This window comes from Streptomyces sp. NBC_01546 (genome assembly GCF_045208355.1).
GTDB lineage: Bacteria > Actinomycetota > Actinomycetes > Streptomycetales > Streptomycetaceae > Streptomyces.
Map to the genome: position 1 here is coordinate 1,683,076 of NZ_CP109379.1, position 26,947 is coordinate 1,710,022.

A 26,947-nucleotide genomic window follows, 5' to 3' on the forward strand; every position below is an offset into this window, starting at 1 on the left:
GCCTACCGACCAGTAGCTTTGCGTGGGTTGAGTGCGTCTCGGCCCAACAGGGGGCTCCGTGACCGAAATGAGATGCAATTTCATCTCCGGGAATCGATCATTTCGCGCCCTTGGTGGCCATTTTTGATCTTGTAGGGACGGCTACTTTCAAGCCGGTGATCGCTTGCGATGTGCAGGGCGGTCGAATCGTCATCCCCTGGGGGGATCTTGCGTTACCGGAGAAGACCGGACGGGCCTATGTGGCACGTCCGTTCGTCGTTCAGAGCACCGTCCGGGCTGCGTGCCACGGCGACGGCGCTGGCTGTCGTGATGTCCGTCTCGACGCTCTACGGAGCCGAGGCAGCCGTCGCCGCTCCCGCGGCCGGCAAAGTTCAACAGGCCAAGGAGACCGCGCAGTCCGCGGCGGACGTGCCGTCCGCCCGGGTGGCCGCGCGGCTGTACAAGCACCGCGTGGAGGCGCTCTCGGAGCGTTCCGAGACCTCGACGACGTGGGTGAATCAGAACGGATCGCTGACCACCGAGGTGGCGGCGGGCCCGATCCGTTTCAAGGACCCGGCCACGGGCGAGTGGCGAGACGTCGATGTGAACCTCGCGGCGGCGCCGGACGGTTCGGTCGCTTCCAAGGCGCACCCGCAGGGCCTGCGTCTGTCCGGGAAGACGGGCACGAAGGTGTCCTTCCTGAAGTCGACGCAGCCGGCTCAGCCGGCCGAGGCCACCGACCTGGTGACGCTGGGCACCGGCGACGAGGCGATCACGCTGCAGTGGCGCGGCGGTCTGCCCGCGCCGAAGCTGGACGGCACCCGCGCCACCTACGAGGGCGCCGTGCCGGGCGCGGACATCATCGTCGAGGCGACCCGTACCGGTTTCGAGCAGTTCGTCGAGGTCAAGGCCAAGCCCGAGGCGGGCTTCGGCTACACGCTGCCGCTGAAGACCAAGGGTCTGAAGGTCGAACAACAGCCCGACGGCAGCGTGCTCTTCACCGACAAGAAGTCGAAGAAGACCGCGACCATGCCGGCCCCGGTCATGTGGGACGCCACCGTCGACGCCGCCTCCGGTGAGCACACCCGGCGGGCGAAGGTCGGCCTGAAGGTCGTCAAGACCAAGGACGGCGTCGACCTCGTCATCACCCCCGACGCCGCCTTCCTCGCCGACCCCGCGACGAAGTACCCGGTGACCGTCGACCCCTCGACGTCCTCGCTGGGCAACCTCTTCGACACCTACGTCCAGCAGGGCGAGACCGTCGACTGGTCCAACGACACCGAACTGGACCTCGGCAACCCGGGCACCAAGAACGCCGACGGCACCTGGCGCACCGCCCGCTCCTTCATCACCTGGAACACCGCACCGGTCGCCGACGCGCTGATCTCGGACGCCAAGCTGTCGCTGTGGAACTTCCACTCCGGCAACACCGACTGCACCGCCCAGCCCTGGGAGGTGTGGACCTCCAACGGGCCCACCACCGCCTCCCGCTGGACGAACCAGCCCGCGATGGTCACCAAGATGGCCACCTCCACCGAGACCAAGGGCAACCCCGGCTGCACCTCCCAGCCCGACGGCTGGGTCAACGCGGACGTCACCGGCCTGGTCCAGCACTGGTCCAACAACAAGTGGACGTTCTCCAGCATGGGCCTGCGGGCCACGGACGAGAACAACATCAAGCAGTGGAAGCGGGTCAACTCCGCCAACGCCGCCTCCAACGTCCCCAAGCTGACCGTCACCTACAACTACCGGCCCCGCACCGGCACCAAGCAGGAAGCCGGTCCCCCGTTCTTCTCCTACGGCGGCGCCTACACCGTCAACACGGTGACACCGACGCTGCGCGACACCTTCGTCGACGCCAACGGTGACCAGGTCAACGGCACGTTCCAGATCTTCGACTCGGCCACCGACACCCAGGTCGGCAACGTCATCGTCTCGCCGTTCGTCTCCTCCGGCGAGGCCGCCTCGGTCACCGTTCCGGCCGGGGTGCTGACCAACGGCAAGACATACAAGTTCCGTTCCAACCCCTACGACGGCAGCCACTACAACCTGGGCTGGTCGGCGTGGAAGACGTTCACCGTCGACACCACCGCCCCCTCCGCCCCCACCGGGCTGACCTCGACGGACTACCCGTCCAACTCCTGGGTCAAGGGCGCCGGCCAGGCGGGCAACTTCACCGTCTCCCCGCCCTCCGGCACGGACCACCAGTGGCTCGAATGGTCCCTGGACGGCACCGAGTGGACGCGCGTGCCCACCGACGGCACCCCCGGTACCCGGACCCTGTCCGTCACCCCGCCGTCGGACGGAACCCACACCCTCCAGGTGCGCACCGTCGACAAGGCCGACAACGAGTCCGAGGCGGTCGAGTACACCTTCCACGCCGGACCGGGCGGATTCGTCCAGCCCGCGGAAGGCGAGCGTACGGCCCGCCGGCTCCCGCTGACCGCCGAAGCCGACGGCGCCACCTACAACGCGGCGTCCTTCTCCTGGCGCCGTTCCGAGGCCGACCCCTGGGTTCAGATCCCGCCGGGGCACGTCACGGACGGCGGCACGCCGCTGACGGCCTGGCCCGTGTCCCTGACCGCGGGACGCACCCCCGCGCTGGTCTGGAACACCACCGACACGGTCGACCCGGACGGCAGCGTCCAGATCAAGGCCGACTTCACCGGTCCGGCAAGCGCGACCGGCGCCACGCAGCCCCTCGTGGTGGTCGTCGACCGCAACGCGAGCGGCGCCGCCGCCAGCCCGGTCGGTCCGGGCTCGCTGAACCTGCTCACCGGCGACTACGAGATGTCGGCCACCGACGTGTCCGCCTTCGGCATGGCCGTCTCCCGCACCACGTCCTCGCGCGACCCGCACAAGGGCACCAAGCAGGAGGGCCAGGCCGCGATCTTCGGCCAGGAGTGGGCCTCCGGCACCGCGGCCGAAATCGTCCAGTCCGACTACTCGCACGTCGCGCGGGTCTCGGACACGGCCGTGGACGTCGTGACCAGCTCGGGTGACGCACTGCACTTCACCGCCAACGCGGCACGCACCGGCTGGGTCTCCGAACCCGGCGCCGGCAGCATGACGCTGACCGGCAGTGTCACCGGCTCGTTCACGCTGACCGACGACAGCGGTACGGTCACCGAGTTCACCCGGGCCGATCCGGCGATGACCACCTGGCAGGTCGCCAGCAGCCTGGTCAGCGGAGTCGAGAACTCGACCACCACCGTGGTCTCGGAAACGGTCACCGCCGACAGCAAGAAGCTGGCCCGCCCCAAGCGGGTCATCGCGCCGACCTCCGCCGCGACCGCCTCGGCCTGCGCGACCACCCCCCAGACCAAGGGATGCCGCTCGCTGGAGTTCGTCTACGCGACCGCCACCACCGCCACCGGATACAGCACCTCCGCCGACTTCGGCGACTTCGCCGGGCAGGTGAAGGAGATCCGGCTGTGGTCCACCGAGTCCGGCGCCGCGAACGCCACCTCGAAGGCGGTCTCCACCTACCGCTACGACGCCGGCGGCAACCTCCGCCAGCAGTGGGACCCCAACCTGGCGCAGAGCACTCAGACGCAGTACGCCTACGACACCGCCGATCGCATCAACTGGCTGCAGGCCAAGTCCGAACTGCCCTGGTCGTTCACGTACGGCCAGGCGGGATCCTCACCCACGGCCGGTGACGGCATGCTCCTCAAGGCCTCCCGGTCCGGTCTGAAGCCGGGCACGGCGGGCGAGGAACAGGGCACCGCGACCACCAGCGTCGTCTACGGTGTCCCGCTGAACGGTGGCGCGGCCCCGTACCCGATGGGCGCGGCCGACGTAAAGGCGTGGGGGCAGACCAGCGCACCCACCGACGCGACCGCCCTGTTCCCCGCCGACTCGGTCCCTGCCTCCCACTCCGGTACGTCACTCGCCGCCGCGGCCTACACGCGGGCGGCCATCACCTACCTGGGCGCCTCCGGACGGCCCGTCAACAGCGCGGCGCCCGGCGGACACATCACCACCACCGAGTACGACCGGTACGGAAACACCGTCCGCGAGCTCTCGGCCGCCAACCGGGCCCTGGCCCTGGGCACGAGCCCCGCGGACCAGGCCGCACAGGCCAACCTGGGCATCGGCCAGCTCACCAGCGCCGAACGCGCCCACCAGCTGAGCACCTCGACCGTGTTCGACGCGGCCGGAGAGCGGCAGCTCGGGAAGTTCGGACCGCTGCGCCGCGTCGACCTGACCGCCGACCTGAAGTCCGGAGCGACCCTGCTGGTTCCGGCCGGCACCTCGGTGACCGCCCGCGACTGGTCGGTCCTCGAATACGACGCCGGGCGGCCCACCGACGGCACCGCCAAGGTCAAGGACCAGGTCACCAAGGCCACCGTCGGCGCCCAGGTCCGCGAGCACCCGACGGTATTCGGCGAGCCCCGCGCCACCGAGACCGTGTACGACTGGGCCAGGGGCCTGCCGACCCGGACCGTCAGGGACCCGGGCGGCCTGGCCATCACGGAGACCACCGAGTACGACGCCAAGAACCGGGTCTCCAAGCAGCTCCTCCCCGGCGCGAACGGCAGCGACGCCGCCACCCGCGTCACCACGTACTGGTCGGCGACCGGCACCGGCACCTGCCAGGGCCGCCCCGAGTGGGCCGACCTGGTCTGCTCGGTCGGTCCTGCCGGTGACATCACCGGAGGCGGGTCGAACCCGGGCAAGCTTCCGACCACCACCACCGAGTACAACTGGTGGGGCAGCCCGGCCAAGCGGATCGAGACGGTGAACGGGTCCACCCGGACCACCACCACGGAGTACGACGCGGCCGGACGGACGACCAAGGTCACGACGGCCGGCGGCTCCGGCCAGGCCGCTCCGGAAGCCACCACCGAGTACGACGCGGTGACCGGCCGGGCCGTCAAGAACACCTCGCCCACCGGCGGGACCATCGTCAAGCAGTTCGACAAGCTCGGCCGGACGATCTCCTACACCGATGCCGACGGTGGTGTCACCACCACCGAGTACGACCTGCTCGACCGGCCGGCCAAGATCGCGGACAACGTGCCGTCGAGCGTCACCTTCACCTACGACCACGCCGCCGAACCCCGGGGCCTGCCGACGAAGACGACCGACTCGGTCGCCGGCGAGTTCCGACCGTCGTTCGACGCGGCGGGAGCCGTCCGCAGCGAGAAGCTGCCCGGCGGGTACACGCTCAACATCAGCACGGACCCGGGCGGTGACGCCACGAAGCGCAGCTACGTGCGCGACAGCGACTCGACCGTCGTCTACAGCGACACCGTGAACGAATCCGCCCACGGCCAGATCACCACGCACTCCGGTCTCTCCGACCAGCGCTTCCGCTACGACACCGCGGGCCGCCTGGCCTCCGTCGAGGACACGGCGGACACCGTCTGCACCCGGCGCGGTTACACCTTCGACGGGCGTTCCAACCGCACCGCCCTGTCCACGGCAGCCGGCGCCCCCGGAGCGGACTGCCCGGCCACCGGCGGAACCACCACCACCCACACCTACGACAGCGCCGACCGAATCGTCGACAGCGGCTACGTCTACGACGAGTTCGGGCGCACCACCGCCGTCCCCAACCAAGGCACCGTCGCCTACTACAACAGCGACCGCACCCAGCAGCAGACCCTGTCCAACCAGCGGCAGACCTGGGGCCTCGACGCCGCCCAGCGCTACCGCGGGTGGACGAAGGAGTCGTACAACGGCTCGGTCTGGACCCAGACCGCGTCCCGCGTCAACCACTACGGCGACGACGCGGACAACCCGCGCTGGATCGTCGAGGACACCGCGACGGGTGCGGTGACCCGCAACGTCGCCACCGCCGGCGGACTGACCACCACGAGCAAGACGGGGGACGTCGTCCTGCACCTGACGACGATCCAGGGCTCCGTCGCCGTCCAGCTCCCGCTGAACGTCTCCCAGGCGCCCGTGGCCCTGGACACCGACGAGTACGGCAAGCCCCGCGCGGGGCAGGCCGCGGCCCGCTACGGCTGGCTGGGCGCGCACCAGCGCTCCAGCGAGACCCCGAGCGGTCTGACCTTGATGGGCGCGCGTCTCTACAACCCGTCCACCGGCCGCTTCCTCTCCTCGGACCCGGTCTACGGCGGCAGCGCGAACGGGTACGAGTACGCCAACGCCGATCCGGTCAACCAGCAGGACCTGGACGGCCGGATGTCCAAGTCCTGGCGCAAGAAGATCATCGAGGCCAACGCGTGCATGACGCTCGGATGGCGCGGCTGCGCCTGGGCCTCAACGATTTCGGGAGCGCTGCTCGCGACCTTCCGGAGCGGCAGGAAGAACAACGCGATCCGGCACTTCATGTGGCAGGCCAGCCTCACCTTCTTCTTCGGCGCGCGAGCGGCCAAGCGGCTGGGAGACGCGCATGAATGGGGCGAGAGCGGGATCGACACCCAGATTGACCAGCACAACAACTCCGTCGCCCGGAACTTCACCCTGCGGAACTTCTGGAGCATGCTGCACTGGTACTACCAAGGCTGGTTCTGGGCGGGCCTCTACGCCTACGCACGCTTCTACATCTACAAGGGCTGGCTGCGGACGGAATAGGAAGGGAACCCCTTGATCACGGCACATTCCCCGCGTCGCGGGCTGTTTCTGGGCCTGGCCGTCACCATCGGCTGCCTGACCGGCCTCGCCTTGCTGGCCGGGTCGATGTACCTGCTCTTCTACGGGTCGGAAGGCTCGTGCGAGGAGAACAAGGCGGTTGAGCGCATGGCTCAGGTCTCGGCCGCGGCGCCCGCCGCCCCAGCCGGTACCACGCCCGTGGCGGAGCGAACCGGTGTGGAGTGCATGGACGACAGCGGCGACCCCTGGGTCGCCGCGGACAGCGCCTACCTCCACGACGTGGACGCTCAGTCGCTGGTCGCCCACTACTGGGACACCGCGAGGAAGGAAGGATGGAAGGCGGTCGGCACCCGGGCGCAGGCCCCGGACGGGTTCCGGAGCGGCCTCGGCATGTGCTTCCACAAGGAGGTGGCCGGCGCGCCGGCTCTGCTCCGGGTGGGGGCCGACGGGCCGAAGGAGTTCACCGTGACCGTGGAATCCGCACTCGACGGATCCACGATCTCCTGCTGAACCGCTGACAGCGCACGAGGCGCCCGGCGGGCCGACGGCCCGCCGGGCGCCTCTTTCACGGCCCTGCCCCAACTCCACGGCGATGCCAACCTTTTTTGAGCCGTACGGCAGGAAATGTTGCGTTACCGCTGGTTCGGCTGAAGGCGGGAGGCTAGGCTTCACGCAGCCCAAACCCTCGAACGTCTTGTCGACTTACGGAGAAGCAGCCGGTGCGAGCCACCGCCCGAACCGATCTCGCCGCGCTCCGGCATCGCGTGGAGGAGCTGTCGGAGCGGGGCGGGCAGGACCCGGCCCAGGTACTGGCCGCCGCGCGGCTGAGTCACCTCTCCGGGGTCGAACCCGCCCGGATTCCAGGGGTCATCGCGGGTACGGCCGCCGAGCTGCCGCTCGAACAGCGCGTGCACCAGCGCTTCCTGCGGCTGCGCGCCACCCGCCGCGACAAGAACGGCCGGGAGTGGCCGCTCGCCGCCATAGCGGACGACTTCGACGCACCCGGGGCCTCTCTGGGCCCCCTCAACGCGGGGACCGGACTGCTCCGGCTCGGTCACGCGGCCGGTGTGCAGCGCTTCTTCGGTGTCTACGCCGGTTTCCTGCTGGCCGACAGCAAGAGCGCGGTGGAGCGGGCCCTCGCCCTCAGCTCGGAGGGTCGCGACGATCTGGAGCACCTCTCCCACCTCACCGGCATCACCCCCCAGGCCATCCGGCTCACCCTCGACGGCAAGCCGCCCCGGCTCCCGTTGAAGGAGCAGGTGCACCAGCGGTTCGAGCACCTGCGCCGCACCCGCGTACGGGAGGACGGGCAGGCCCACTCACTGGCGGCCATCGCCAAGTCCTTCGACGCGTCGGGCCAGTCGCTGACCCGCCTCGCCCAGGGCGAGGGCCTGCCGAACCTGGCCGCGGCCGCCGGGATCCAGCGGTTCTTCGGCGTGGAGGGCGGCTTCCTGCTGGCCGACGACGCCGAGGCGCTCGCCACCGCCCTCACCGCCCTCACCCGCGAACTGGAGTCCGCGGAGCGGCGGCAGGAGAACCCGATGCTCGCCGTGATGCGGGCGCACGACGTACGGAGCATCGTCACGCGGGCCGGACGGCTCTCCCCGCGGGGCTGGAAGTCCCTCGCCGACCACCTGGACGATCTGCTCGCCCGCGAGGGCCAGCTCGGCCGTCCGGCCGGCCCCGACACCGTCGCGGATCCGACGACCGCGGGACCGACGACCGCCGGCCCGACCGCCGAGGGGGGAACGCCATGAGGACCACACGGGCGATGCGCAGCCTCGCCGCGGATCTGCTGGCCGACGCCCGCCTCACGCCCCCGGCCGATGTCAGCGAGATCATCGGCGGCCTGTGCGCCGCCTACGCCCGCCGCCGCGGCGGCCGGAAGGTCGATTTCCGCTTAGCCTCCTTCCCGCCCGACACAGCCAGCGGGCTGTGGCTGGAGATGGACGAGCGCGACCTGCTGGTCATCGAGGAGCGCACCCGTCCGGAACACCAGCTCGTCATCGCCAGCCACGAGTTGTGGCACGTCGACGAGGGAACCTGCGGCAGCCATGGGCCGGGCATGGCGGTGGCCGCGCGGCTGACGGGGCGCCACGGCGACCTCTCCGAACTGCTCTACTCCGAGACCGGGTTGACCGAGGTGATCCGGCAGGCCGCCGCCCGGGCCGACCACGGGGATCCGGCGGAGATCCGGGCCGAGATCTTCGGCCTGCACCTCGGCAAGCTGCTCAGGCCGTACCTGCCACCACCCCGGGAAGAGCAGTTCCCCGAGGCGATCGAGCGCATCAAGACCTCGCTCGGCTGGGGGAGCCCCGTGTCACGCCGGTGACCGGTGCCCGCCCAGCCGCCGCAACCCTCGCGCCGATGCCCTCAGCACGGCCCTGACAGAGAGCACGACACGATGACCCAGTCTTCCCCGCCCCGCCACGCCGTCGTCATCGGCGGCAGTCTGGCCGGCCTGCTCGCGGCCGCCGTACTCGCCGAGTACGCGACGGTCACCGTCGTCGACGCGGACCCGCTGCCCGAGGGCCCGGCGCCGCGGCGCGGACTCCCGCAGGCCCGGCACACCCACCTCCTGTGGTCCGGTGGCGCCCGCGCCATCGAGAAGATCCTGCCCGGCATCACCGACGACTGGACGGGCGCGGGCGCCATCCGCCGCAGCCTGCCCACCGATCTGGTGACCAAGACCGCGCAGGGCTGGATCCCGCGCTGCGGGGAGAAGCAGTTCAACATCTCCTGCAGCCGCGACCTCCTCGACTCGGTGGTCCGCGCCCGGGTGACCGGCCTGAAGGGCGTCTCCACGCTCGAGCAGAGCCGGGTACGCGCACTGGAGGGCACGGCGGCCCGGGTCACCGGCGTCCGGGTCGACACTGCGGACGAGGAGGGCCTGCTGCTGGCCGCCGACCTCGTGGTCGACGCGAGCGGACGCGGCTCGCGCGCCCGGACCTGGCTCCAGGCACTGGGCGTGACCGGTATCCGGCAGGCCGAGGTCGACTCCGGCCTCGTCTACGCGACGAGGATCTTCGAAGCCCCGGCCGGAGCCCACGAGATGGGCTTCCCCATCGTCAACGTGCAGTCGGACCCCCGGGTGCCCGTCCCCGGGCAGACGGCCACGATCGTGCCCATCGAGAACGGCCAGTGGCAGGCCACCCTCTCCGGCACCCGCGGCGGCCAGCCGACCGGCGACCCCGACCGGTTCATCCCCTTCGCCAAGGGCATACGGGACCCGATCGTCGGCGAACTCCTCGAGGGCAAGAAGCCCCTGACGGACGTCGCCGTCACCCAGGGCACCGCCAACCGCCGGATCTACTTCGAGAAGGCCGACCTGCCCGACGGCTTCTTCGCCGTCGGCGACTCCGTCGCCACCTTCAACCCGCTGTACGGGCAGGGCATGACGGTCGCCGCCCAGGGGCTGCTGGCCGTACGCTCCCTGCTCCGGCAGAAGGGGCTCGCCCACCCCGGCTTCGGCCGCGAGGCGCAGCGCGCGATCGCCCCCCAGGTGAGCACCGCCTGGGAGCTCGCCACCTCGCAGGACATCCTGTACCCGGGGGCCACCGGGATGAAGCCGCGCGCCGGAACCGGCCTGCTCAACGCCTACGTCAACCGGCTGATGACGGGGGCCACCACCCACGAGGCGCTCACCGCCGCCCTGTTCAAGGTGCTCACCATGAGCAGCGCGCCCACCCACTGGCTCAGCCCTCCGGTGGTCTGGCACGTCCTGCGCGCCTCTGACCGGGACGCTCTCAAGGCGCCGCCCCTCACCGCCGCCGAGCGGGCCGTCGCCGGGCTCGGCCCGGTGCCCGGCCCGTCCGGACCCGTGACGGGCCCTGTGGACCCGGTGGACCCGGTGGACCCGTCGGACCCGGTCGGCCCGGCCGACCCCGTCGGACAGGCCCGGTGAGCGGCGGACTCCTGCTCTACCTGCCGGGATCCGTCATGATCCTGGCTCTGCTGATCAAGGCGCCGACGCTGCGCAGGGACTGGGACCAGCCCCTGATCCGGGCCGCGTGCGCGCTGCTGGTCGTGGGCGCCCCCCTCACGTTCCTGGCGTCGCCGTCGACGATCTCCAAGGTCAACCGGCTCACCGGCGTGGTCAACTTCTCCGCGCCGCTGGTTTTCGGTCTGATCACCGTCTTCTCGGGGACGTGCGTGGTACTGGTCCTGCAGTGGCGCGGCGGCCCGCCCGCGACCGTGCGGCGGGCCACCCGGCTTACCGTGGCCACGTACGGCGCGGCGACCGTGGCGATCGTCGTGCTGTTCGTGATCGGCGACGCGCCGGTGGAACGGGTCCGGGACCTGGACACGTACTACGCCACGACGCCGTGGATCCGCGAGATGGTCGTCTGCTTCCTGCTGGCCCACACCGTCGGAACCTCGGCGCTGACCCTGCTGTGCGGGAAGTGGCTGTGGCACGCGGACCGATCGCTGCGCCCGCTGCGCACCGGGCTGGCGCTGATCGTGTTCGGCGGGCTGCTGGACCTGACCTACCTCGGGGCGAAGTGGGCCTCGGTGGCGGCCCGCTGGGCCGGCCGGGACTGGGTGGTCTCGGCGGACCTGGCCCTGTGGCTGGCCTCCGGGGCGGCCCTGATGATCGGTGCGGGGTTCCTGGTCCCGCTGGCCGGCGGGTCGGCGGCCTGGCAGGACTTCAGCCGGTACCGGCGGCTGCATCCGCTGTGGAAGGCGCTGCGCGGATGCGCGGCCGCCCGGGTACGGACCGTGCCGCTGGCCTGGTGGTCACCGGTCGGGATCCGCCTCATCCACCGCGAGTCCGTCATCGACGACGGCATCCTGGCGCTGGCCTCCTGGTTCGACCCCGCCGTGCGGCTCACGGCGTACGAGGCGGCGCGCGGGCAAGGCCTGAGCGAGGCCCGGGCGGCCGTGGTCGCGGACGCGGCCATGCTCGCCGCGGCCTGCCGGCGCAGGGCGGCCGCCGGGCAGGGCGGGCACCCGGACCCGTACCGGCTGGGCAGCGGACCGCTGGACGCCCTGGCCCGGGAGTTCCAGACCTCCCCCATCGTCGCCGCGGCCCGTGAGGCGGCCACGGCGGGGACCTGAGCCCCGGGGCAAGGGGCACGGATCGGTCTTCCGGCCCGTTATCGCAGGATACGCGGCACCCGCCGCGGCACCCGCTCCGGCACAGCACGGCGCCCCGGGCCCAAGGGCCCGGGGCGTTCGGCTCTCAGGGGACTCAGAGGTCCGCGAGGGCCAGCCCGGCCTGCGCGGCGGCGGCCTGGACGGTCTGCTCCAGCAGCACGGCGATGGTCATCGGGCCGACCCCGCCCGGTACCGGCGTGATCAGCGAGGCGCGGGCGGCGGCGGACTCGAAGTGCACGTCGCCGACGTTGCCCTCGTTGTACCCGGCGTCCAGGACCACGGCGCCCGGCTTGATGTCCTCGCCGCGGATGAACTCGGCCTTGCCCACGGCGGCGACCAGCACGTCGGCCTGGCGCACGATCGAGGGAAGGTCCCGGGTGCGGGAGTGGCAGTAGGTGACGGTGGCGTTCTGCTCCAGCAGCAGCATCCCGGCCGGCTTGCCCAGGATCGCGCTGCGGCCGACGACCACGGCGTGCTTGCCGGTGAGGTCCACGTCGTAGGCGGCGAGCAGGCGCATGATGCCGCCGGGGGTGCAGGAGACGAAGCCCGGCAGGCCGAAGCCCATGGCGGCGAAGGAGTGCATGGTGACGCCGTCGACGTCCTTGCCGGGGGCGATGGCCTCGAAGGCGGCGCGCTCGTCGATGTGGTGCGGGACGGGGTGCTGGAGCAGGATGCCGCTGATCTCCGGGTCCTCGGAGAGCGCGGTGAGGGTGGCGACCAGTTCCTCGGTGGTGGTCTCGGCCGGCAGCTCCACGTGGCGGGAGGTGATCCCGGCCTTGGCGCAACGGTTCTGCTTCATGCGCACGTAGGTGACGGAGGCGGGGTCCTCACCGACCAGCACGGTCGCGAGACAGGGCGCGGTGCCGGTGCGCTCGGTGATCTTGGCCGCGTAGGCGGCGGTCTGCTCCGAGATGCGGCGGGCGAGGGCGGTGCCGTCCATCAGCTGGGCAGAGGCAGTGGCAGTCTGGGCAGTCGTCACGGGGTCTCCTGAACGTCGCTGCGTATCGCGGTTCGCGGTTCGCCCAGGCGCGCGGCAGTCGGCGTACGACACGTACGCCGGGCCGCTCCCCGGTGGTGATCCACCCGAACGCCAGTCACGGCCCGCCGACCACTGTAGTCGACATATCCGGTGGTTCGCCTGGGTCCGACCTGCGACGATCAATGCATGACGCGCACTTTCGACCATCTTGTCGCAGAGGCCGAGTCGGTTTCCGTGGAGGGCTGGGACTTCTCCTGGCTCGACGGCCGGGCCACCGAGCAGCGCCCGTCCTGGGGCTACCAGGGGCTGCTCGGCGAGCGCCTGGCCCGTGTCCGGTCCGCGCTGGACATCCAGACCGGCGGCGGTGAGGTGCTGGCCGGGGCGGGGCCCCTGCCCCCGCTGATGGCGGCCACCGAGTCCTGGCCGCCGAACATCGAGCGGGCGACCCGGCTGCTGCACCCGCTGGGCGCGGTGGTGGTCGCCGACGCAGACGAGCCGCCGCTGCCCTTCGGCGACGAGGCCTTCGAGCTGGTCACCAGCCGGCACCCGGTGACCATCTGGTGGGACGAGATCGCGCGGGTCCTGCGGCCCGGCGGCACGTACCTGTCCCAGCAGGTCGGTCCGGCGAGCGTCTTCGAGCTGGTCGAGTTCTTCCTCGGCCCGCAGCCGGAGGAGATCCGGCGCGGCCGGCACCCCGACGACGCGGTGACCGACGCCACCAAAGCCGGCCTCGAAGTCGTCGATCTGCGCTCGGAACGGCTGCGCACGGAGTTCCACGACATCGGAGCCGTGATCTACTTTCTCCGGAAGGTGATCTGGATGGTGCCCGGCTTCACGGTCGGGCAGTACCGGGACCGGTTGCGCGAGCTGCACGAACAGATCGAACACGAAGGCCCGTTCGTCGCGCACACCGCCCGCTTCCTCATCGAAGCCCGCAAAACGGGATGACGAATGAGGGCGGACGGATCCACGCCGATTAGGTTGCGCGGCCACAGCGTGGCGCAGGTCACTCAATTCAGCGCGTAACGAATCGACTCGGGCATGCGATGAACCGACAGGTGTCCTCGCGCGGCCCCGGAATACAGACCCCCCTCGGGTCTGTTTCCCGAGTCCGCGCGATGATGTCCCGCCCACCCCATATCTGTTCGCAACGAGAGGCTCCTTGTGTCGCTCAGCCCGTCCCGTACGTTCCCTCCGGAGATCGCCGAATCGGAGGCCCTCGTCGCGCTCGTCGAGCGCGGCCGCGAGCAGGGTCACATCAACGGTGACGACGTGCGCCAGGCCTTCGAGGCCGGCCGCATCCCGGTGGACCAGTGGAAGCGGGTCCTGCGCAGCCTGAACCAGGTCCTGGACGAGGAGGGTGTCGCCCTCCACGTCAGCGCCGCCCCCGCCACCAAGGCTGCCGCCAAGAAGCCCCGCAAGGCAGCCGCCGCCCCCGCCCGCACCGTGGCCAAGAAGGCCGCCGCGGCGCCGCGCCCCATCGGCGCGCGCAAGGCCTCGGCCGCCGCCCCGGCCACCGCTGCGGCGATATCCGCTCCGTCGGCCCCCGCCACCGAGGACGAGGCGACGGCCGAGGCCGCCGCCGAGCCGAAGAAGCGGACGGTCAAGAAGACCGCGACCGCCGCGAAGAAGACCGCCACCAAGAAGACGGCGGCGAAGAAGACCAGCGCCAAGGACGCCGACGAGGGCGAGACCCCCGCGGCCGAGGGCGAGGACTGGGCAGCCGAGGACCTCGCCGACGAGGCCGAGGAGGAGACTCCCAAGGCCGGCGGCACCCAGGGCTTCGTGCTGTCCGACGACGACGAGGACGACGCCCCGGCGCAGACGGTCATGGTGGCCGGTGCCACCGCCGACCCCGTCAAGGACTACCTCAAGCTCATCGGCAAGGTGCCGCTCCTCAACGCCGAGCAGGAGGTCGAGCTCGCCAAGCGCATCGAGGCGGGCCTGTTCTCCGAGTACAAGCTCGAAGAGGAGGAGGACCACAAGCCCGCCTTCAAGCGCGAGCTGGAGATCCTGGTCGAGGACGGCCGCCGTGCGAAGAACCACCTGCTGGAGGCCAACCTCCGCCTCGTGGTCTCCCTCGCCAAGCGCTACACCGGCCGCGGCATGCTCTTCCTGGACCTGATCCAGGAGGGCAACGTCGGCCTGATCCGCGCCGTGGAGAAGTTCGACTACACCAAGGGCTTCAAGTTCTCCACGTATGCGACCTGGTGGATCCGGCAGGCGATCACGCGTGCCATGGCCGACCAGTCGCGCACCATCCGCATCCCGGTGCACATGGTCGAGATCATCAACAAGCTCGCCCGCGTGCAGCGCCAGATGCTCCAGGACCTGGGCCGCGAGCCCACCCCGGAGGAGCTGGGCAAGGAACTCGACATGACCCCCGAGAAGGTCATCGAGGTCCAGAAGTACGGCCGCGAGCCGATCTCCCTGCACACCCCCCTGGGTGAGGAGGGCGACAGCGAGTTCGGTGACCTCATCGAGGACTCCGAGGCGGTCGTGCCCGCGGACGCGGTCTCCTTCACCTTCCTCCAGGAGCAGCTCCAGTCCATCCTGGGCACGCTCTCCGAGCGCGAGGCGGGCGTGGTCTCCATGCGCTACGGCCTCAACGACGGCCAGCCGAAGACCCTGGACGAGATCGGCCGCGTGTACGGGGTCACCCGTGAGCGCATCCGCCAGATCGAGTCCAAGACCATGTCGAAGCTGCGCCACCCGTCGCGTTCGCAGGTGCTGCGCGACTACCTGGACTAAACCGGTCAGGCCAGCCGGAAGACGGGCCCTCGTGGCGTGAACGGCAGGGAGGCACCCTGCGGAACCAGATAGGCGTGCTCGCGCCGGATCCGCAGGGTGTCGCACCACCCGTCCGTGATCACCAGCACCGGGGCCCCGGGCGGGAAGTCCTCCGCCCGCTGCAGCAGGTCGATGCCCGGTTGCAGTACGGTCCCGCCCCGGCCTCGCACCTTCACCCGGCCCGCGATCTCACCCGGGGGCAGATAGCCCGCGTCGTACGGCGCCGCGTCGCAGAAGACGACGCGTGCCGCCGGTACGTCGCGGGCTTCGGCGTACGAGGCGATGGCGCCCAGCGCCTTGCCGAGCAGGGCGCTGTCCATCGACCCCGAGGTGTCGAGCACCACTCCGAAGGTGCAGCGGGCCACCTCCTCGGGCGGGAAGCAACGGCCCGCGCGGGGGATGTCCGGGGTGGAGGCCTGGCGGCGCGCCGGGCGGGCGTAGGACCGTACGGGCACGGGCCGCGGCACGTACTCGTCGAACCAGCGGGCGAGCCGGGCGTCCCAGGGCACCGGCGGGTGGGCGAGCGCCCGGATCTCCTGGATCAGACCGGCGGGCAGCAGGCCGCGCTCCCCGTACGCGTGCAGGTCGAAGCCCTGGACCAGGCCGCGCCGGTAGAACTCGTCGAGGTCCGTGTACGGGCCGCTCCCCGGGTGGGGCAGCGGCTCGCCCAGGATGTCCCCGAGGCCCTTGCCGCGCAGGGTGGCGAGGCGGCGCATGCGGCGCAGGTCGGTGGTGATGCGGTCGTAGACCTCCTCCACTGACAGGTCCCGCAGCGCGGGGTCGTGGAGCAGCCCTTCGGGCATCTCGCCGACGCCCATCTCCACCAGCCAGCCGTTGACCACGTAGTCGGCGGCGACGTTGTGCAGGTACGGGTCGCGGGCGCCGCGGCGCTCGCCGTGGCGCAGGGCGGCGTGCAGCATCTCGTGGGCGAGGATGAACCGCCACTCCTCGTCCCCGAACGTGCGCAGCGGGTTGATGTAGATCTCCCCGGCGGTGGCACTGACGGCGGCGACGGAGATGTTCTGGGCGCGGGCCAGCTCGGCGTCGGCGACGACGGTCAGACCGGCGGCCAGCCCGCCGAGCAGCGGGTACGAGGAGACGAACCAGCTGAGCGCGCGGTCCCAGGGGCGCTGCGCCACGCGTTCGCCGGTGATCCGGTCGCGGCGGCCGCCCGCGACGTCCATGGCGGCGGAGACACTGCGGGTCAGGGCGGCGGCGAAGGCCGTCTGCCAGTCGGGGACCCGGTTGAGGCTGGAGCGGTGCCACGTCAGCAGCCACTGGTCGGACTCGCCTCCCGCCGTACCGCAGAGGGCGAGGGCGGGCGGGATGCCGTCCCGCCGCCAGCGGGCGGCCAGCTGTTCCTCGTCCCCGCCGGGGTACGCGGCGGGGAGGTGCTCCGGGGCCCGGCCGGCCGGGAAGGTGAGCAGGAAGCGGTTGACCACCGTGCAGCGCGCGGCCCGGTCGTAGGGGTCGGGCTGGGCGCGGTGGCGGTCCTCGGCCGCCGGGACGTGGCCGAAGCCCAGGTGCAGGAGGCAGTGGGCGAGGGCCCAGGCCCACTCGGCGGGCTCGGCCCGGCGGGTGGGATGGGCGTGGACGTGGCCGTTGGAATCGACGGCGGCCAGGCCCTCGGCCGGGCACAGCCGGCAGTTCTTGCGGCGGCAGAACTCGACCTCGAGGGCGGCGAAGGCCGGGTTCCGCTTCACCAGCAGGAGTCCCGCGGCGTAGGCCTCGGCGGCCGGGTCCGGCGGGGCGGCCTTGCCGCGGGAGCGGGCGCCGCTCACCGGCGGGCCTCGACCAGCCGGGGCATGTCCCGGGCGGCCTCGACGAGGAACCAGGAGGGGAGTACGGGCAGGCCGTCGGCGTCGTCGGCGATGACGGTCTGGGCCACCTCGACGGAGATCTCGGCGAGCTGGACGAGCAGCGACTTGAAGCGGTACGCGGACTGCCGCAGGGCGGGCGAGACGTGTTCCTTCTGCGCCGGGAGCTCCTTGAGCAGCCGGCCTCGGAAGGCCTCGGCGAGGTAGTAGAGGAGATCGCGGTCGGCGAGGCGGCCGGGCCAGGAAGCGTCGCCCTTCATGATCGCCTCGATGCCGAAGGTATGGCGGACGATCTTGGCGTAGCCGCAGAAGGACACGGCGTGCGCGGGGGTGAGGGTGCCGTGCGCGATCACCTTCAGGGTCTGCTCGTCCAGCTCCGTCCCGAAGGAGTGCAGGGCGTCGGAGAGCATGTGCCAGGAGCGCGGGGTGGAGAACGCCTCCTCAGTCTTGGGCGGCTGCGACCAGAGGTGGTCGGGGCGGTCGGTGAGGTAGTCGGTGACCCAGGGGTGGATGCCGTTCTCGCCGGCCCAGACCAGCCAGTCCCGCGCGGACGCCTGGAGGTGGACGTGGGTGAGGCGGTTGACGAGGGCGGAGGCGATGGGCCGGGCCAGCGCGTTGTCGGTGGCGCGGTTGCCCGCTCCGATCACGATGGAACCCGCGGGCAGCTCGTAGGAGCCGATCCGGCGGTCCAGGATCAGCGAGTAGAAGGCCTTCTGGACGTCGGGGCTCGCGGCGTTGAGCTCGTCGAGGAAGAGGCAGTACGGCTCGTCGCGCGCGATGGCCTCGGGCGGGCAGAAGACGGACCGGCCGTCACGGATCTGCGGGACGCCGATGAGGTCCTCGGGGGCGAGCTGGGTGCCGAGCAGGCTGACGCATTCCAGGCCGAGCGAGTCGGCGAACTTCCGTACGAGCGAGGACTTGCCGATGCCGGGCGCGCCCCACAGGAACACGGGCCGCACGGTGGCGAGGCCGAGGAGAAGTTCGGGGATCTGGGCGGGGGTGACGGTGACGGCAGCCTGCACGGGCGTGGATGTCCTCGGGAGTTCGGGTGCTGTGGTGCGGCCAGTGTGGGCACACCACGGCACCCGGAGCATCCTGTTTTCCGGGCCCGCAAGGCCTCCCGAGGCCCCGGAGGCCCCCGAGACCCCCAAAGCCCCGGAGTCAGCTCGCGGAGTGCTCCAGCAGGTGCTTGAGCTTCTCCTCGCTGCGGGGCATCTCCTTGCGGAGCATGGGCTTGACCGCGAGGGGGACGAGTGCCCTGCCCATGCCGTGGCCCTCGAAGTCGACGGACAGGGTCACGCGCGAGCGCGTCCCGCCGTCGAGGGGTTCGATGCGGCCCCGTACGTCCGGCCGGACCGGCCCGTCGAGGCCGTGGATGTGCCAGCTCCTCGGCGGATCGAGCTCCGTGAACTCCATGGTCGTGGGGATCCTGCGCTTGCCGACCTGCCGGATGACGACGACCCGCGAACCGATGTGGACGGGGAGGTCACCCATCGGTACGGCGGACACGGCGCTGTCCTGCCACTCGGGCAGGTGCGTGGGGTCCGTCACGTACGAGTAGACGTCCTCGGGCCTGCGGTCGATGTCGATGCTCTTGCTGATCGCGGACATGGCGACCCCTTAGAGCCCCCCTTACCGTCCTCTCCTTCCAAATTACCGCGGGTCAGGCGGCCGCGCGGCGCCTGCGGGCGGCCATCACGGCGTAGACCGCGACGCCCGCGAAGAGGAAGAGCACGCCCTGGTAGACGGCGGCGTAGCCGGAGCCGGCCACCAGCCACATGGAGAAGGCGAAGGCCAGGCCTGCGAGGGCGCCGTCGCGGATCAGGCGCCCCCGGTGCACGCGCTCGGACCGGCCCGAGAGCAGGAAGTAGAGCTGCGCCGCGGTGGAGAGCAGGTACGGGACGGTCGCGGTGAAGGTGGTGACCAGCACCAGGATCTCGAAGACGCCCTCCGAGCCCGCTGTGTAGTTGTAGACGGTCAGGCCGGAGGCGAGGACCACCGTGACGGCCACGCCGACCACCGGGACACCGCGCTTCTTCGTTTCGAAGACCTTCGGGAAGAGCCCGTCCTTGGCGGCGGCGTACGGGGTCTGCGCGCTGAGCAGGGTCCAGCCGTTGAGGGCGCCGACCATCGAGATCACGGCCGCGCAGGCGACCACCGTGCCGCCCCAGGTGCCGCCGAACATTGCGTTGACGGCGTCCGTGAAGGGGGCCTGGGAGGAGACCAGGGTGTCGTGGGCGACCAGGCCGAAGACGGCGAGGGTGCCCAGCAGGTAGACGGTGGCCGCGCCGACGGTGCCCAGGATGGTGGCCCGGCCGACGTTGCGGGCGGGGTCGCGGACCTCGCCGGCGCTGACGGCGGCGGACTCGACGCCCAGGTAGCTGAACAGCAGGATCGCGGCGGAGGCGGAGACGGCCCCGATCGCGCTCTGGTCGGTGGCCCGGAAGGGGCCGAGGTTGGCCGGGTCGAAGAACAGGAGACCGCCCACCGCGACGAGCAGCAGCGGGGCGAACTTCAGGACGGTGGCGACCAGTTGGACGGCGCCGACGTACCGGGTCCCGGCCAGGTTGGCGAGCGCCGGGAGCCACTGCACGGTGAGGGCGGCCAGGCACATGGACCACTTGTGCGCGCCGATCGCCGGGAAGAGCACGCCGAGGTAGCCGACGGCCGCCACCGCGAGGGCCGCGTTGGAGACCCAGGTGGTGATCCAGTAGCTCCAGGCGGCGAGGAAGCCGGCGAAGTCGCCGAACGCGGCGCGGGCGTAGACGTACGGGCCGCCGGTCTGCGGGTGCCGCTGGGCGAGGCGGCCGAAGACGAGGGCGAGGGCGACCGCGCCGAGGGTGAGCACGGCGAAGGCGACCAGGCTGATGGTGCCGAAGGGGGCCACCGAGGCGGGCAGGAGGAAGATTCCACCGCCGATGATGTTGCCCATGACCAGACAGGTCGCGACGGGCAGTCCGAACCGCCGGGCGTGCGGGTCGCCTGCGGCGGGCTCGGGGGCTTCGGCCCGGTCGGCCCGGTCGGCGGCCTGGTCGGAAGCTGCGACCCCGTCGGCTGCGGTGGCCTCCGTGGTCGGTGCTGCGGTGCTGGTCATCGGTGGTGCGCCTCGAGTTGTCTCACATGATGGGCAGGTCGACCCATGGTTGACCACCGCACAGGACGCACCAAATCAGCGGGTTTCGTCCCGCGAGACCATCCCTACGGACGGAAAGGTTCCGCCCGTGGCCCCTTCCAGCCGGGAATCCTCCACCACCGGTACCTGCGGCCCGTCCGACTCCCGCAGCCAGCGCCGCAGTACTCCGTGCACCGCCTCGGCGCCCACCAGCTCGCCGCCCGGATCCGACAGCTCCGTCGGCCACATCAGGAACGGGTGACCCTGCTCCCCGCCCAGGCCCCCGTGCGAGCCGATCTGCTGCTCGAAGGCGTGCACCTCGCCCGTTTCCGGGTCGTAGGCCGAGTTCACCATCACGTCGGCGACGTGCGGGAAGGTGTCGGTCCGGCGCACGGCCGCGGCCGCCCCGGGGCCGAACGGAGCCAGCAGTTCCGCCGCCTCCCCGGGGACGTCGAGGCGTGCCACCGCCCCTCCCGGGCCCAGCACCACGCCGTCCACGAGTACGAAGCCCACACCGGGGTGATTGGCCAGGGTCGCCAGCAGGGCGGGGTGCGCGCGCTCGATGCGCTCGCGCGAGGCCCGGCCGGGGACGTCGGGGAACGAGATCAGCCCGAGGTTGCCGGAGGCGAGCACCACCGGGTCGGATCCCCGCGGCGGACGGGCCTCCTCACCCTCCTCCACCGGCCGGTGCAGGGCGGCCAGGAAGGCGGCCCGGGCCTCGGCTCCACTGGGGGTGCGGCCGGCCCGGCGGGAGACGGGCAGTCCGCAGCCCGCCCGGACCAGGTCCTTGAGGGTCAGCCCGTACCGGCCGAGGAAGGTCTCCCCCGGGCTCTGGCCGTGGTCGGAGAGCAGCACGATCCGGTACGTGCGCGGCGCGTGCTCGGCGACGCGGGCGATCAGCTCGAGGCTCCGGTCGAGCCGGGCCAGCACCTGGTCGGTGTCCCGGCCGTGCGGGCCGGAGTGGTGCGCGACCTCGTCGTAGGCGACCAGGTCGGCGTAGACCGCGGCGCGCCCGGCCAGCATGTCGCCGATCACCGCCGCCACGACCACGTCCCGTTCCACCACGGTCGCGAAGGCCCGGATCAGCGGGTACAGCCCGCCGCGCGCCACCCGCGGCCGGTCCCCGCGGATCCGCGCCCGGAGCGACTGGACGATCTCACGGGCCACTTCGGCGACGAAGGACAGGGCGGTGCGGACGGCGTTGGCCGGATCGGAGAAGTACGTGAAGTACCCGGCGCGCGAACGGTTCGCCCGGCCCCGGCGGGCGGAGACCGAGAGCACGAGCGCCAGCTGGTCCGCGCCCCCGCTGAACAGGTTGCCGCGGCTCGCGCCGTCGAGGGTGAGCAGCCCGCCGTCCGCGGTGCGCTCGACGGCGCGCCGCTGGAGCTCGGCGGCGCTGGTGGGCCGGTTGCAGACGACCACCTCGCCGGTGTCCTTCTCGTACCAGCGGAACGCGGGCACGTCGAAATTCGAGCCGTGCAGGATGCCGAGCTGGCTGGCCCCGGTCTGGCTCGACCAGTCTGTCCGCCAGGAGACGATGCGGTGGCTGCCGTCCAGCCAGCTCGAGACGGTGGGCATCAGCCCGTCGCCCGAGGCCCGGCGCAGCGTCTCGTACCCGACCCCGTCGAGCTGGAGGAAGACGAGCCCGGGCGCGGACTCGCCGGCCCCGGGCGCCGACGCCCGCCTCTGCCTGCGCCGACGCCGGTCGGCGAGGCGGTAGAGGCGCCGCCGGTACGCCTCGTCGTCGCGCACGGCGAGCGCGGTCGAGGTCGCGGAGGCCACGGCGGACATCACGGCGGCGACCACCACCGCGGTCTCGGGAGCCACCTCGCCGCGCCCCGCCGGGATCAGGCTGAGGGCTATCAGCAGCAGCGAGCCGTTGAGGAAGAAGACGAGCAGTCCGAGCACGAGGGCGGGCACCAGCAGCAGGGCCCGCACGAGCACCGGCCAGACCAGCGCGCTCAGCAGGCCGAAGGCCCCGGCGCCCCAGGCCGCCGTCAGCCCGATCTGCGTGATGCTGTCGCCGTCCCCGGACTGGAGCCGGAAGTCCGGCAGGATCCCGGCCAGCGCGAGCATGGTCAGCGTGGACACCGCCCAGACGAGGATCACCCGCACCAGGGCGCCGCCCGCGGTCCGCCACCGTCGTCCTCGCCACACGCCGCAACCTCCCGCGAGCCCCGTCCCGCCTCCAGGCTCGCACAGCCGGGCTCACCCGGCCGGGCGAAACGGACGGCGCACGGAGGTGAGGGAGCGGGCGCTCAGGTGCCGTCGTAGCCGGCGGTCGGCATGGACATCCGGCGGTGCACCTCGGCCTTCATCGCGGAGGTGTACGGCGGTTCTTGGTGCCCGGCGGTCTCCAGGCGCACCCCGCGCCGCCGGCATTCGGCGGTGAACTCCTCGACGGAGCCAAGCGCGCGGGCCAGCACCCGGTGGTTGGCGGCGACGAAGAGGTCGACCTGCCCGGCGTCGATGTCGGACCAGAGTCCGCAGTGGTCGGCGCGCAGCCCGTAGACGAGCAGTTGCTTCGTGACGACGTACCCGCGGTCCGCGGCCCAGCGCGCGCACACGGCGTGCTGGCTCCGGGTGTCCACGGCGAAGGGGTCGGCGTCGAGTTCCTCAAGCGGGGCCAGGCTGGCGATCGCGGCCACGCGCAGCTCTTCCATGTCGCCCGACCCTACTCCGATCCGCCGCCGGGGAGGAGGGGCGGTGGCCTTCCGATTGGTTCCGGGCGGATCGGCACGACACACCCTAAGGTCGTGGGAGCCGTGCGGAGCGGTGGGGCGCTGTGAGGGAGGGAGGGCCGGGTGCCGGTGGAGATCACCTGGTGGGGTCATGCCACGTGCACGGTCGAGGACTCCGGGGTGCGGCTGCTGACGGATCCGCTGTTCGCGCGGCGGCTGGCCCATCTGCGGCGGCGGAGGGGGGCGGTGCCCCCGCCCGAGGCCGCGCGGGCGGACGTGGTGCTGGTCTCGCACCTGCACGCCGACCACCTGCATCTGCCCTCGCTGGGGATGCTCGCACCCGGCACCCGGCTGCTGGTGCCGCGGGGTGCGCGCCGGGCCGTGCCGGGGCTGGCCCGGATCGCCGGGCTGCGCGGGCTGACGGTGACGGAGGTGGCGCCGGGCGAGGAGGTGCCCGTGCGGGGCGGCGTGCGGGTGCGGGTGGTCAGCGCCCTGCACGACGGCCGGCGGCTGCCGTTCGGGCCGCAGCGCGCACCGGCCCTCGGGTACGTGGTCCAGGGTGCGGCCCGGACCTACTTCGCCGGGGACACCGGGCTGTTCGACACGATGGCCGAGGAGGTCGGCCCGGTGGACGTGGCCCTGCTGCCGGTGGGCGGCTGGGGCCCGTACCTGGGTCCGGGGCACCTGGACGCGGGGCGGGCGGCGCGGGCGCTGGCCGAGCTGGCTCCGGCGGCGGCGGTCCCGGTGCACTACGGGACGTACTGGCCGATCGGGATGGACGCGGTGCGCCCGCACGAATTCCACGCGCCGGGCGAGGAGTTCGCGCACCGCGCGGCGCGGCTGGCGCCGAAGGTGACGGTACGGGTGCCCGCCCACGGCGAGCGGGTGCGACTGCCGTGACCTGGCGCGAGATCGCGGTGGCGGCCGGGCAGGTGCCGCCGGAGACCACCCGGCAGGCTCTGGGATACCCGGCGTTGTTCGTGCTGGTGGCGCTCGGCGCGCTGGTCCCGGTGATCCCGACGGGGGCGCTGGTGAGTTCGGCGGCGGTGGTGGCGTTCCATCAGGACTCGCTGCCGTACGGGGTGTTGCTGGTGTTCGCGGTGTCGGCGCTGGCCGCGTTCACCGGGGACATCACGCTGTACTGGCTCGGCCGGCGCGGGGTGCGCTCGCGCAACGGCTCGCGCTGGCTCGGGGCGCTGCGCGGCCGGGCCACGCCCGAGCGCCTCGAGCAGGCGCAGGCGAGGCTGGACGAGCACGGGGTGCTGGTCCTGGTGATCTCCCGGCTGGTCCCGGCGGGCCGCATCCCGGTGATGCTGGCCTGCCTGCTGGCGGAGATGCCGCTGCGCCGCTTCGCCCGCGGCGACGGTCCGGCGTGTCTCGCGTGGGCGGCGACGTACGGCCTGATCGGCATCCTGGGCGGCTCCCTCTTCTCGGAGCCGTGGAAGGGCGTCGCGCTGGCGGTGGGCCTGGCCCTGCTGATCAGCACGGGCCCGGCCCTCTGGCGCCGGCTCCGCCCGGGCAGGGCCTAGGCCCCGTCCGGGCCGAGGGTGCGGGAGGCGCCGATCGGGAGGTCCCAGAGGTCCTCGCGGGGCAGGGCCGCGCGGGACCAGGCGGCCCGGACGCGGTGCAGGGGCTCCGTGACCGGCTCGGCGGACAGCACGAAGGCGGCCCAGTGCATGGGGGCCATCCGCCGGGCGCCGAGGTCGAGGCAGGCCTGTACGGCCTCCTCGGGGTCGGCGTGGACGTCGCCGAGCCACCAGCGCGGGGCGTAGGCGCCGATGGGCAGGAGTGCGAGGTCGATGCCGGGGTGGCGGCGGCCGATCTCGCCGAACCAGTGGCCGTAACCGGTGTCGCCCGCGAAGTAGAGCGTGTGCGGCGCCGGACTGCGGGTGTCGGTGAGGATCCAGCCGCCCCACAGGGACCGGCAGGTGTCGATCAGCGAGCGCTTCGACCAGTGGTGGGCCGGTACGAACTCGAAGCGCACGCCGTCGAGTTCGGCCGCCTCCCACCAATCGAGCTCGGTGACCCGGGTGAAGCCGCGGCGGCGGAACCAGCGGGCCAGGCCGGCCGGGACGAAGAGAGCGGTGTGCCGCGGCAGCCGCTTGAGGGTGGGCGCGTCGAGGTGGTCGTAGTGGTTGTGGCTGATGACCACCGCGTCCACCGGCGGCAGGTCCTCCCAGCGCACCCCCACGGGCGTCATCCGGGACGGGGTACCGAGGATCCGCCGGGACCAGACGGGGTCGGTCAGTACGGTCAGCCCGCCGGTCCGCAGCACCCAGCTGGCGTGCCCGGCCCATGTGACGCAGACCGACCCCAGGTCGGCCGGGGGCAGCGGGGCCGGCTCGTACGGCAGGTCGGGGATGCCGCGCAGCCCTTCCGGGCCGGGCCGCAACGCGCCCTCGCGGGCGAGCCGGGCGAAGCCGCGGACACCGGGGAGCGGGGTGGTGAGCCGGTCCGCGAAGGAGCGGGGCCAGTGCCGGTGTTCACCGAGCGGGCGCGCAGCCGCGGGTCGCGGCGGGGCCGCCGCGGGCGGCCGGGTGGCGGCAGCGGTCCGTACGGGCGCGGCGCGGGGGGCGTCCGTCCGCTCCCTCATCAGGAAGTCTCCGTCCACCGGGTCGGGCATCAGACGAGCCCGGCCAGGACGGATCCGAGGAGGTCCAGGGAGCGCCGTACGTGCGGCAGCCCGAGCGGGTCGCGGGCGGTGAGCGCGGCGAGGCGTTCCTCCGGGGTGGCGCCGAGCAGCGGCCCGGTCGACAGCCTCACGCGCAGGGCCACCGGTTCGTCCGCGAACCGCTGCCCTCCGGGGGTGGGCGCGCCGAGCCGGCCGCCGAGCCAGTCCTCCAGCTCCATGGCGTCGCCGACTCCGTGCCGGGCGAGTCCCTCCCGCAGCGGGGTCAGGTCGGCGTAGAGGTGCCGTCCGGCCTGCGGGGGCCGGGCCAGCGCCCCGACGGCGAGGAGTTCCCGGTGCGCGGCGGCGGCGACCGCGCCGTGCAGGGCGGCGGCCGCGTAGGCCCGTGCGGCGACGCGGTCGGGTTCGTCGAGGGCGTGCGCGGCGGCCCCGGCGACGGGGCCGGCGACGAACGCGCCGGTGGCGGTGAGGACGTCGAGGGTGCGGGCGCGCAGCCAGGTCCCGCGGGGGGTGTCGGGGAAGCGGACCACGGCGGCGGGCCAGCCGGCGGGCAGCAGCGCCCCGGACAGGTCGACGAGGACGGCCGCCCGGTCGGGGAGCATCTCGGCGGGGCTCAGGACCAGGGTGTCGTGCGGCCGGTGGACGGTGTCGCGCCAGCTCTCGTCGCTGACGACGAAGAGTCCGGCGGATTCGGCGGCCTCGCAGGCCTCGCGCAGTATCTCGGGCGGCGGCACGGTCGCGGTCGGGTCGTCGGCGACCGACAGGAGCAGCACGCGCGGATCGCCGCCCTCGGCGCGCACCCGCCGTACGGTCTCCAGCAGGGCGTAGGGGTCCGGGATGCCGCCGCACTCGGCGGGGGTCGGCACGTGGTAGGCCCGCCGGCCCAGCAGCCGGACCTGCGGGGTCCACCAGGCGGGACAGGGCCGGGGCAGCATCACGTCGCCCCCGTAGGCGCCGAGCAGCGCGAGCAGCAGCGCGGGGGCTCCGGGGCCGGCGGCCACGTTCTCCGGGGCGGTGGTCAGCCCGCGGCGCCCCCAGTGGCGGCAGGCGGCCTCGCGGACGGCCTCCCCGCCGCCGGGGGTTCGGGGGCGGAGCGCCCGGCGGCCGCGGCGAGGACGGCGACGAGTTCGGGCAGCACGGGCAGGCCGGGTTCGGGCGGGGGCGGGCCGAACCGGACCGGGCCGCGGCCTTCCGCCGTCGTGCGCTGCATCCCCGCCACCGTGTTCCGCCTTCCGCGCTCGTCCCGCTCAGCTCCTCCAGCCCTGACCTTTATACGATTGATTGCCGGTTTACGCC

18 protein-coding genes, 1 pseudogene and 1 riboswitch are annotated in these 26,947 nt (G+C 72.6%); of the genes and pseudogenes, 10 read left to right on the forward strand and 9 right to left on the reverse strand.

Annotated features, from left to right (window positions below):
• Positions 1–309 precede the first annotated feature (309 nt).
• The 6 genes from OHA89_RS08075 (at position 310) to OHA89_RS08100 (ending at position 11,604) form a co-directional block, all read left to right on the forward strand.
• Entirely contained in the window at positions 310–6,528 is a 6,219-nt protein-coding gene (locus OHA89_RS08075) for a DNRLRE domain-containing protein (protein ID WP_406365779.1), read from the forward strand.
• A gap of 12 nt (positions 6,529–6,540) precedes the next feature.
• Positions 6,541–7,056, forward strand: a complete 516-nt coding sequence (locus OHA89_RS08080) for a hypothetical protein (protein WP_257553424.1) — start codon at positions 6,541–6,543, stop codon at positions 7,054–7,056.
• A 209-nt stretch (positions 7,057–7,265) separates the two neighbouring features.
• Positions 7,266–8,303: a hypothetical protein gene (locus tag OHA89_RS08085; protein ID WP_266613860.1), complete on the forward strand. Its 1,038-nt coding sequence runs from the start codon at positions 7,266–7,268 to the stop codon at positions 8,301–8,303.
• A complete protein-coding gene (locus OHA89_RS08090; protein WP_406365780.1) occupies positions 8,300–8,878 on the forward strand; it encodes a toxin-antitoxin system, toxin component in 579 nt (192 codons plus the stop codon). Before OHA89_RS08085 ends, OHA89_RS08090 begins: the two co-directional genes overlap by 4 nt.
• A 72-nt stretch (positions 8,879–8,950) precedes the next feature.
• Positions 8,951–10,450 carry an NAD(P)/FAD-dependent oxidoreductase gene (locus tag OHA89_RS08095; RefSeq protein ID WP_406365781.1) on the forward strand — a complete coding sequence of 500 codons (1,500 nt, stop codon included), beginning with the start codon at positions 8,951–8,953 and terminating at the stop codon, positions 10,448–10,450.
• Positions 10,447–11,604, forward strand: a complete 1,158-nt coding sequence (locus tag OHA89_RS08100; protein ID WP_266613862.1) for a DUF6545 domain-containing protein — start codon at positions 10,447–10,449, stop codon at positions 11,602–11,604. Before OHA89_RS08095 ends, OHA89_RS08100 begins: the two co-directional genes overlap by 4 nt.
• A gap of 133 nt (positions 11,605–11,737) precedes the next feature.
• Here OHA89_RS08100 and OHA89_RS08105 read toward each other — a convergent pair whose 3' ends face one another.
• Positions 11,738–12,583 (reverse strand): bifunctional 5,10-methylenetetrahydrofolate dehydrogenase/5,10-methenyltetrahydrofolate cyclohydrolase, encoded by an 846-nt coding sequence (locus tag OHA89_RS08105; RefSeq protein WP_215146742.1) that lies wholly within the window; start codon positions 12,581–12,583, stop codon positions 11,738–11,740.
• 73 nt (positions 12,584–12,656) lie between these two features.
• Positions 12,657–12,751: riboswitch (ZMP/ZTP riboswitch) on the reverse strand.
• 57 nt (positions 12,752–12,808) lie between these two features.
• Here OHA89_RS08105 and OHA89_RS08110 point away from each other — a divergent pair.
• Positions 12,809–13,570, forward strand: coding sequence for a class I SAM-dependent methyltransferase (locus tag OHA89_RS08110; protein WP_215146689.1), 762 nt, complete (start codon positions 12,809–12,811; stop codon positions 13,568–13,570).
• Positions 13,571–13,786: 216 nt separating this feature from the next.
• Positions 13,787–15,373, forward strand: a complete 1,587-nt coding sequence (locus tag OHA89_RS08115; RefSeq protein WP_257553430.1) for an RNA polymerase sigma factor — start codon at positions 13,787–13,789, stop codon at positions 15,371–15,373.
• Between the two features lie 5 nt (positions 15,374–15,378).
• Here OHA89_RS08115 and OHA89_RS08120 read toward each other — a convergent pair whose 3' ends face one another.
• From OHA89_RS08120 to OHA89_RS08145, 6 genes are all read right to left on the reverse strand, one after another.
• Complete coding sequence (locus OHA89_RS08120; protein WP_406365782.1) at positions 15,379–17,193, reverse strand: DUF2201 family putative metallopeptidase; 1,815 nt, start codon at positions 17,191–17,193, stop codon at positions 15,379–15,381.
• Positions 17,190–18,251, reverse strand: a complete 1,062-nt coding sequence (locus OHA89_RS08125; RefSeq protein ID WP_215146692.1) for an ATP-binding protein — start codon at positions 18,249–18,251, stop codon at positions 17,190–17,192. Before OHA89_RS08125 ends, OHA89_RS08120 begins: the two co-directional genes overlap by 4 nt.
• Positions 18,252–18,390: 139 nt before the next feature.
• Positions 18,391–18,840 carry an SRPBCC family protein gene (locus OHA89_RS08130; RefSeq protein WP_257553432.1) on the reverse strand — a complete coding sequence of 150 codons (450 nt, stop codon included), beginning with the start codon at positions 18,838–18,840 and terminating at the stop codon, positions 18,391–18,393.
• A gap of 52 nt (positions 18,841–18,892) precedes the next feature.
• On the reverse strand, positions 18,893–20,323 hold the full coding sequence (locus OHA89_RS08135) for an amino acid permease (protein WP_406365784.1): 1,431 nt from the start codon (positions 20,321–20,323) through the stop codon (positions 18,893–18,895).
• A gap of 75 nt (positions 20,324–20,398) precedes the next feature.
• Positions 20,399–22,498 carry a phage holin family protein gene (locus OHA89_RS08140; RefSeq protein WP_406365785.1) on the reverse strand — a complete coding sequence of 700 codons (2,100 nt, stop codon included), beginning with the start codon at positions 22,496–22,498 and terminating at the stop codon, positions 20,399–20,401.
• A 101-nt stretch (positions 22,499–22,599) separates the two neighbouring features.
• Positions 22,600–23,004 (reverse strand): hypothetical protein, encoded by a 405-nt coding sequence (locus tag OHA89_RS08145; RefSeq protein WP_266613866.1) that lies wholly within the window; start codon positions 23,002–23,004, stop codon positions 22,600–22,602.
• Positions 23,005–23,145: 141 nt separating this feature from the next.
• Between OHA89_RS08145 and OHA89_RS08150 the strand changes: the two genes are divergently transcribed.
• Together OHA89_RS08150 and OHA89_RS08155 are read left to right on the forward strand one after the other, a co-directional pair.
• On the forward strand, positions 23,146–23,922 hold the full coding sequence (locus OHA89_RS08150) for an MBL fold metallo-hydrolase (protein ID WP_215146744.1): 777 nt from the start codon (positions 23,146–23,148) through the stop codon (positions 23,920–23,922).
• A complete protein-coding gene (locus tag OHA89_RS08155) occupies positions 23,919–24,551 on the forward strand; it encodes a DedA family protein (protein ID WP_257553436.1) in 633 nt (210 codons plus the stop codon). Before OHA89_RS08150 ends, OHA89_RS08155 begins: the two co-directional genes overlap by 4 nt.
• On the opposite strand, the gene OHA89_RS08160 is transcribed toward OHA89_RS08155, so the two are convergent.
• Together OHA89_RS08160 and OHA89_RS08165 are read right to left on the reverse strand one after the other, a co-directional pair.
• Positions 24,548–25,615: an MBL fold metallo-hydrolase gene (locus tag OHA89_RS08160; RefSeq protein ID WP_406365786.1), complete on the reverse strand. Its 1,068-nt coding sequence runs from the start codon at positions 25,613–25,615 to the stop codon at positions 24,548–24,550. The genes OHA89_RS08155 and OHA89_RS08160 overlap by 4 nt on opposite strands.
• Before the next feature lie 29 nt (positions 25,616–25,644).
• A pseudogene (locus tag OHA89_RS08165) lies at positions 25,645–26,861 on the reverse strand (aminotransferase class I/II-fold pyridoxal phosphate-dependent enzyme).
• Positions 26,862–26,947: the final 86 nt, after the last annotated feature.

What these genes read in the sequence shown, in the direction of transcription:
- OHA89_RS08075 (WP_406365779.1), top strand. Translation starts at nt 310, where the DNA reads ATGTCCGTCTCGACGCTCTACGGAGCCGAGGCAGCCGTCGCCGCTCCC.
- OHA89_RS08090 (WP_406365780.1), top strand. Translation starts at nt 8,300, where the DNA reads ATGAGGACCACACGGGCGATGCGCAGCCTCGCCGCGGATCTGCTGGCC.
- OHA89_RS08095 (WP_406365781.1), top strand. Translation starts at nt 8,951, where the DNA reads ATGACCCAGTCTTCCCCGCCCCGCCACGCCGTCGTCATCGGCGGCAGT.
- OHA89_RS08105 (WP_215146742.1), bottom strand. Translation starts at nt 12,583, where the DNA reads ATGGACGGCACCGCCCTCGCCCGCCGCATCTCGGAGCAGACCGCCGCC.
- OHA89_RS08110 (WP_215146689.1), top strand. Translation starts at nt 12,809, where the DNA reads ATGACGCGCACTTTCGACCATCTTGTCGCAGAGGCCGAGTCGGTTTCC.
- OHA89_RS08130 (WP_257553432.1), bottom strand. Translation starts at nt 18,840, where the DNA reads ATGTCCGCGATCAGCAAGAGCATCGACATCGACCGCAGGCCCGAGGAC.
- OHA89_RS08135 (WP_406365784.1), bottom strand. Translation starts at nt 20,323, where the DNA reads ATGACCAGCACCGCAGCACCGACCACGGAGGCCACCGCAGCCGACGGG.
- OHA89_RS08145 (WP_266613866.1), bottom strand. Translation starts at nt 23,004, where the DNA reads ATGGAAGAGCTGCGCGTGGCCGCGATCGCCAGCCTGGCCCCGCTTGAG.
- OHA89_RS08160 (WP_406365786.1), bottom strand. Translation starts at nt 25,615, where the DNA reads ATGAGGGAGCGGACGGACGCCCCCCGCGCCGCGCCCGTACGGACCGCT.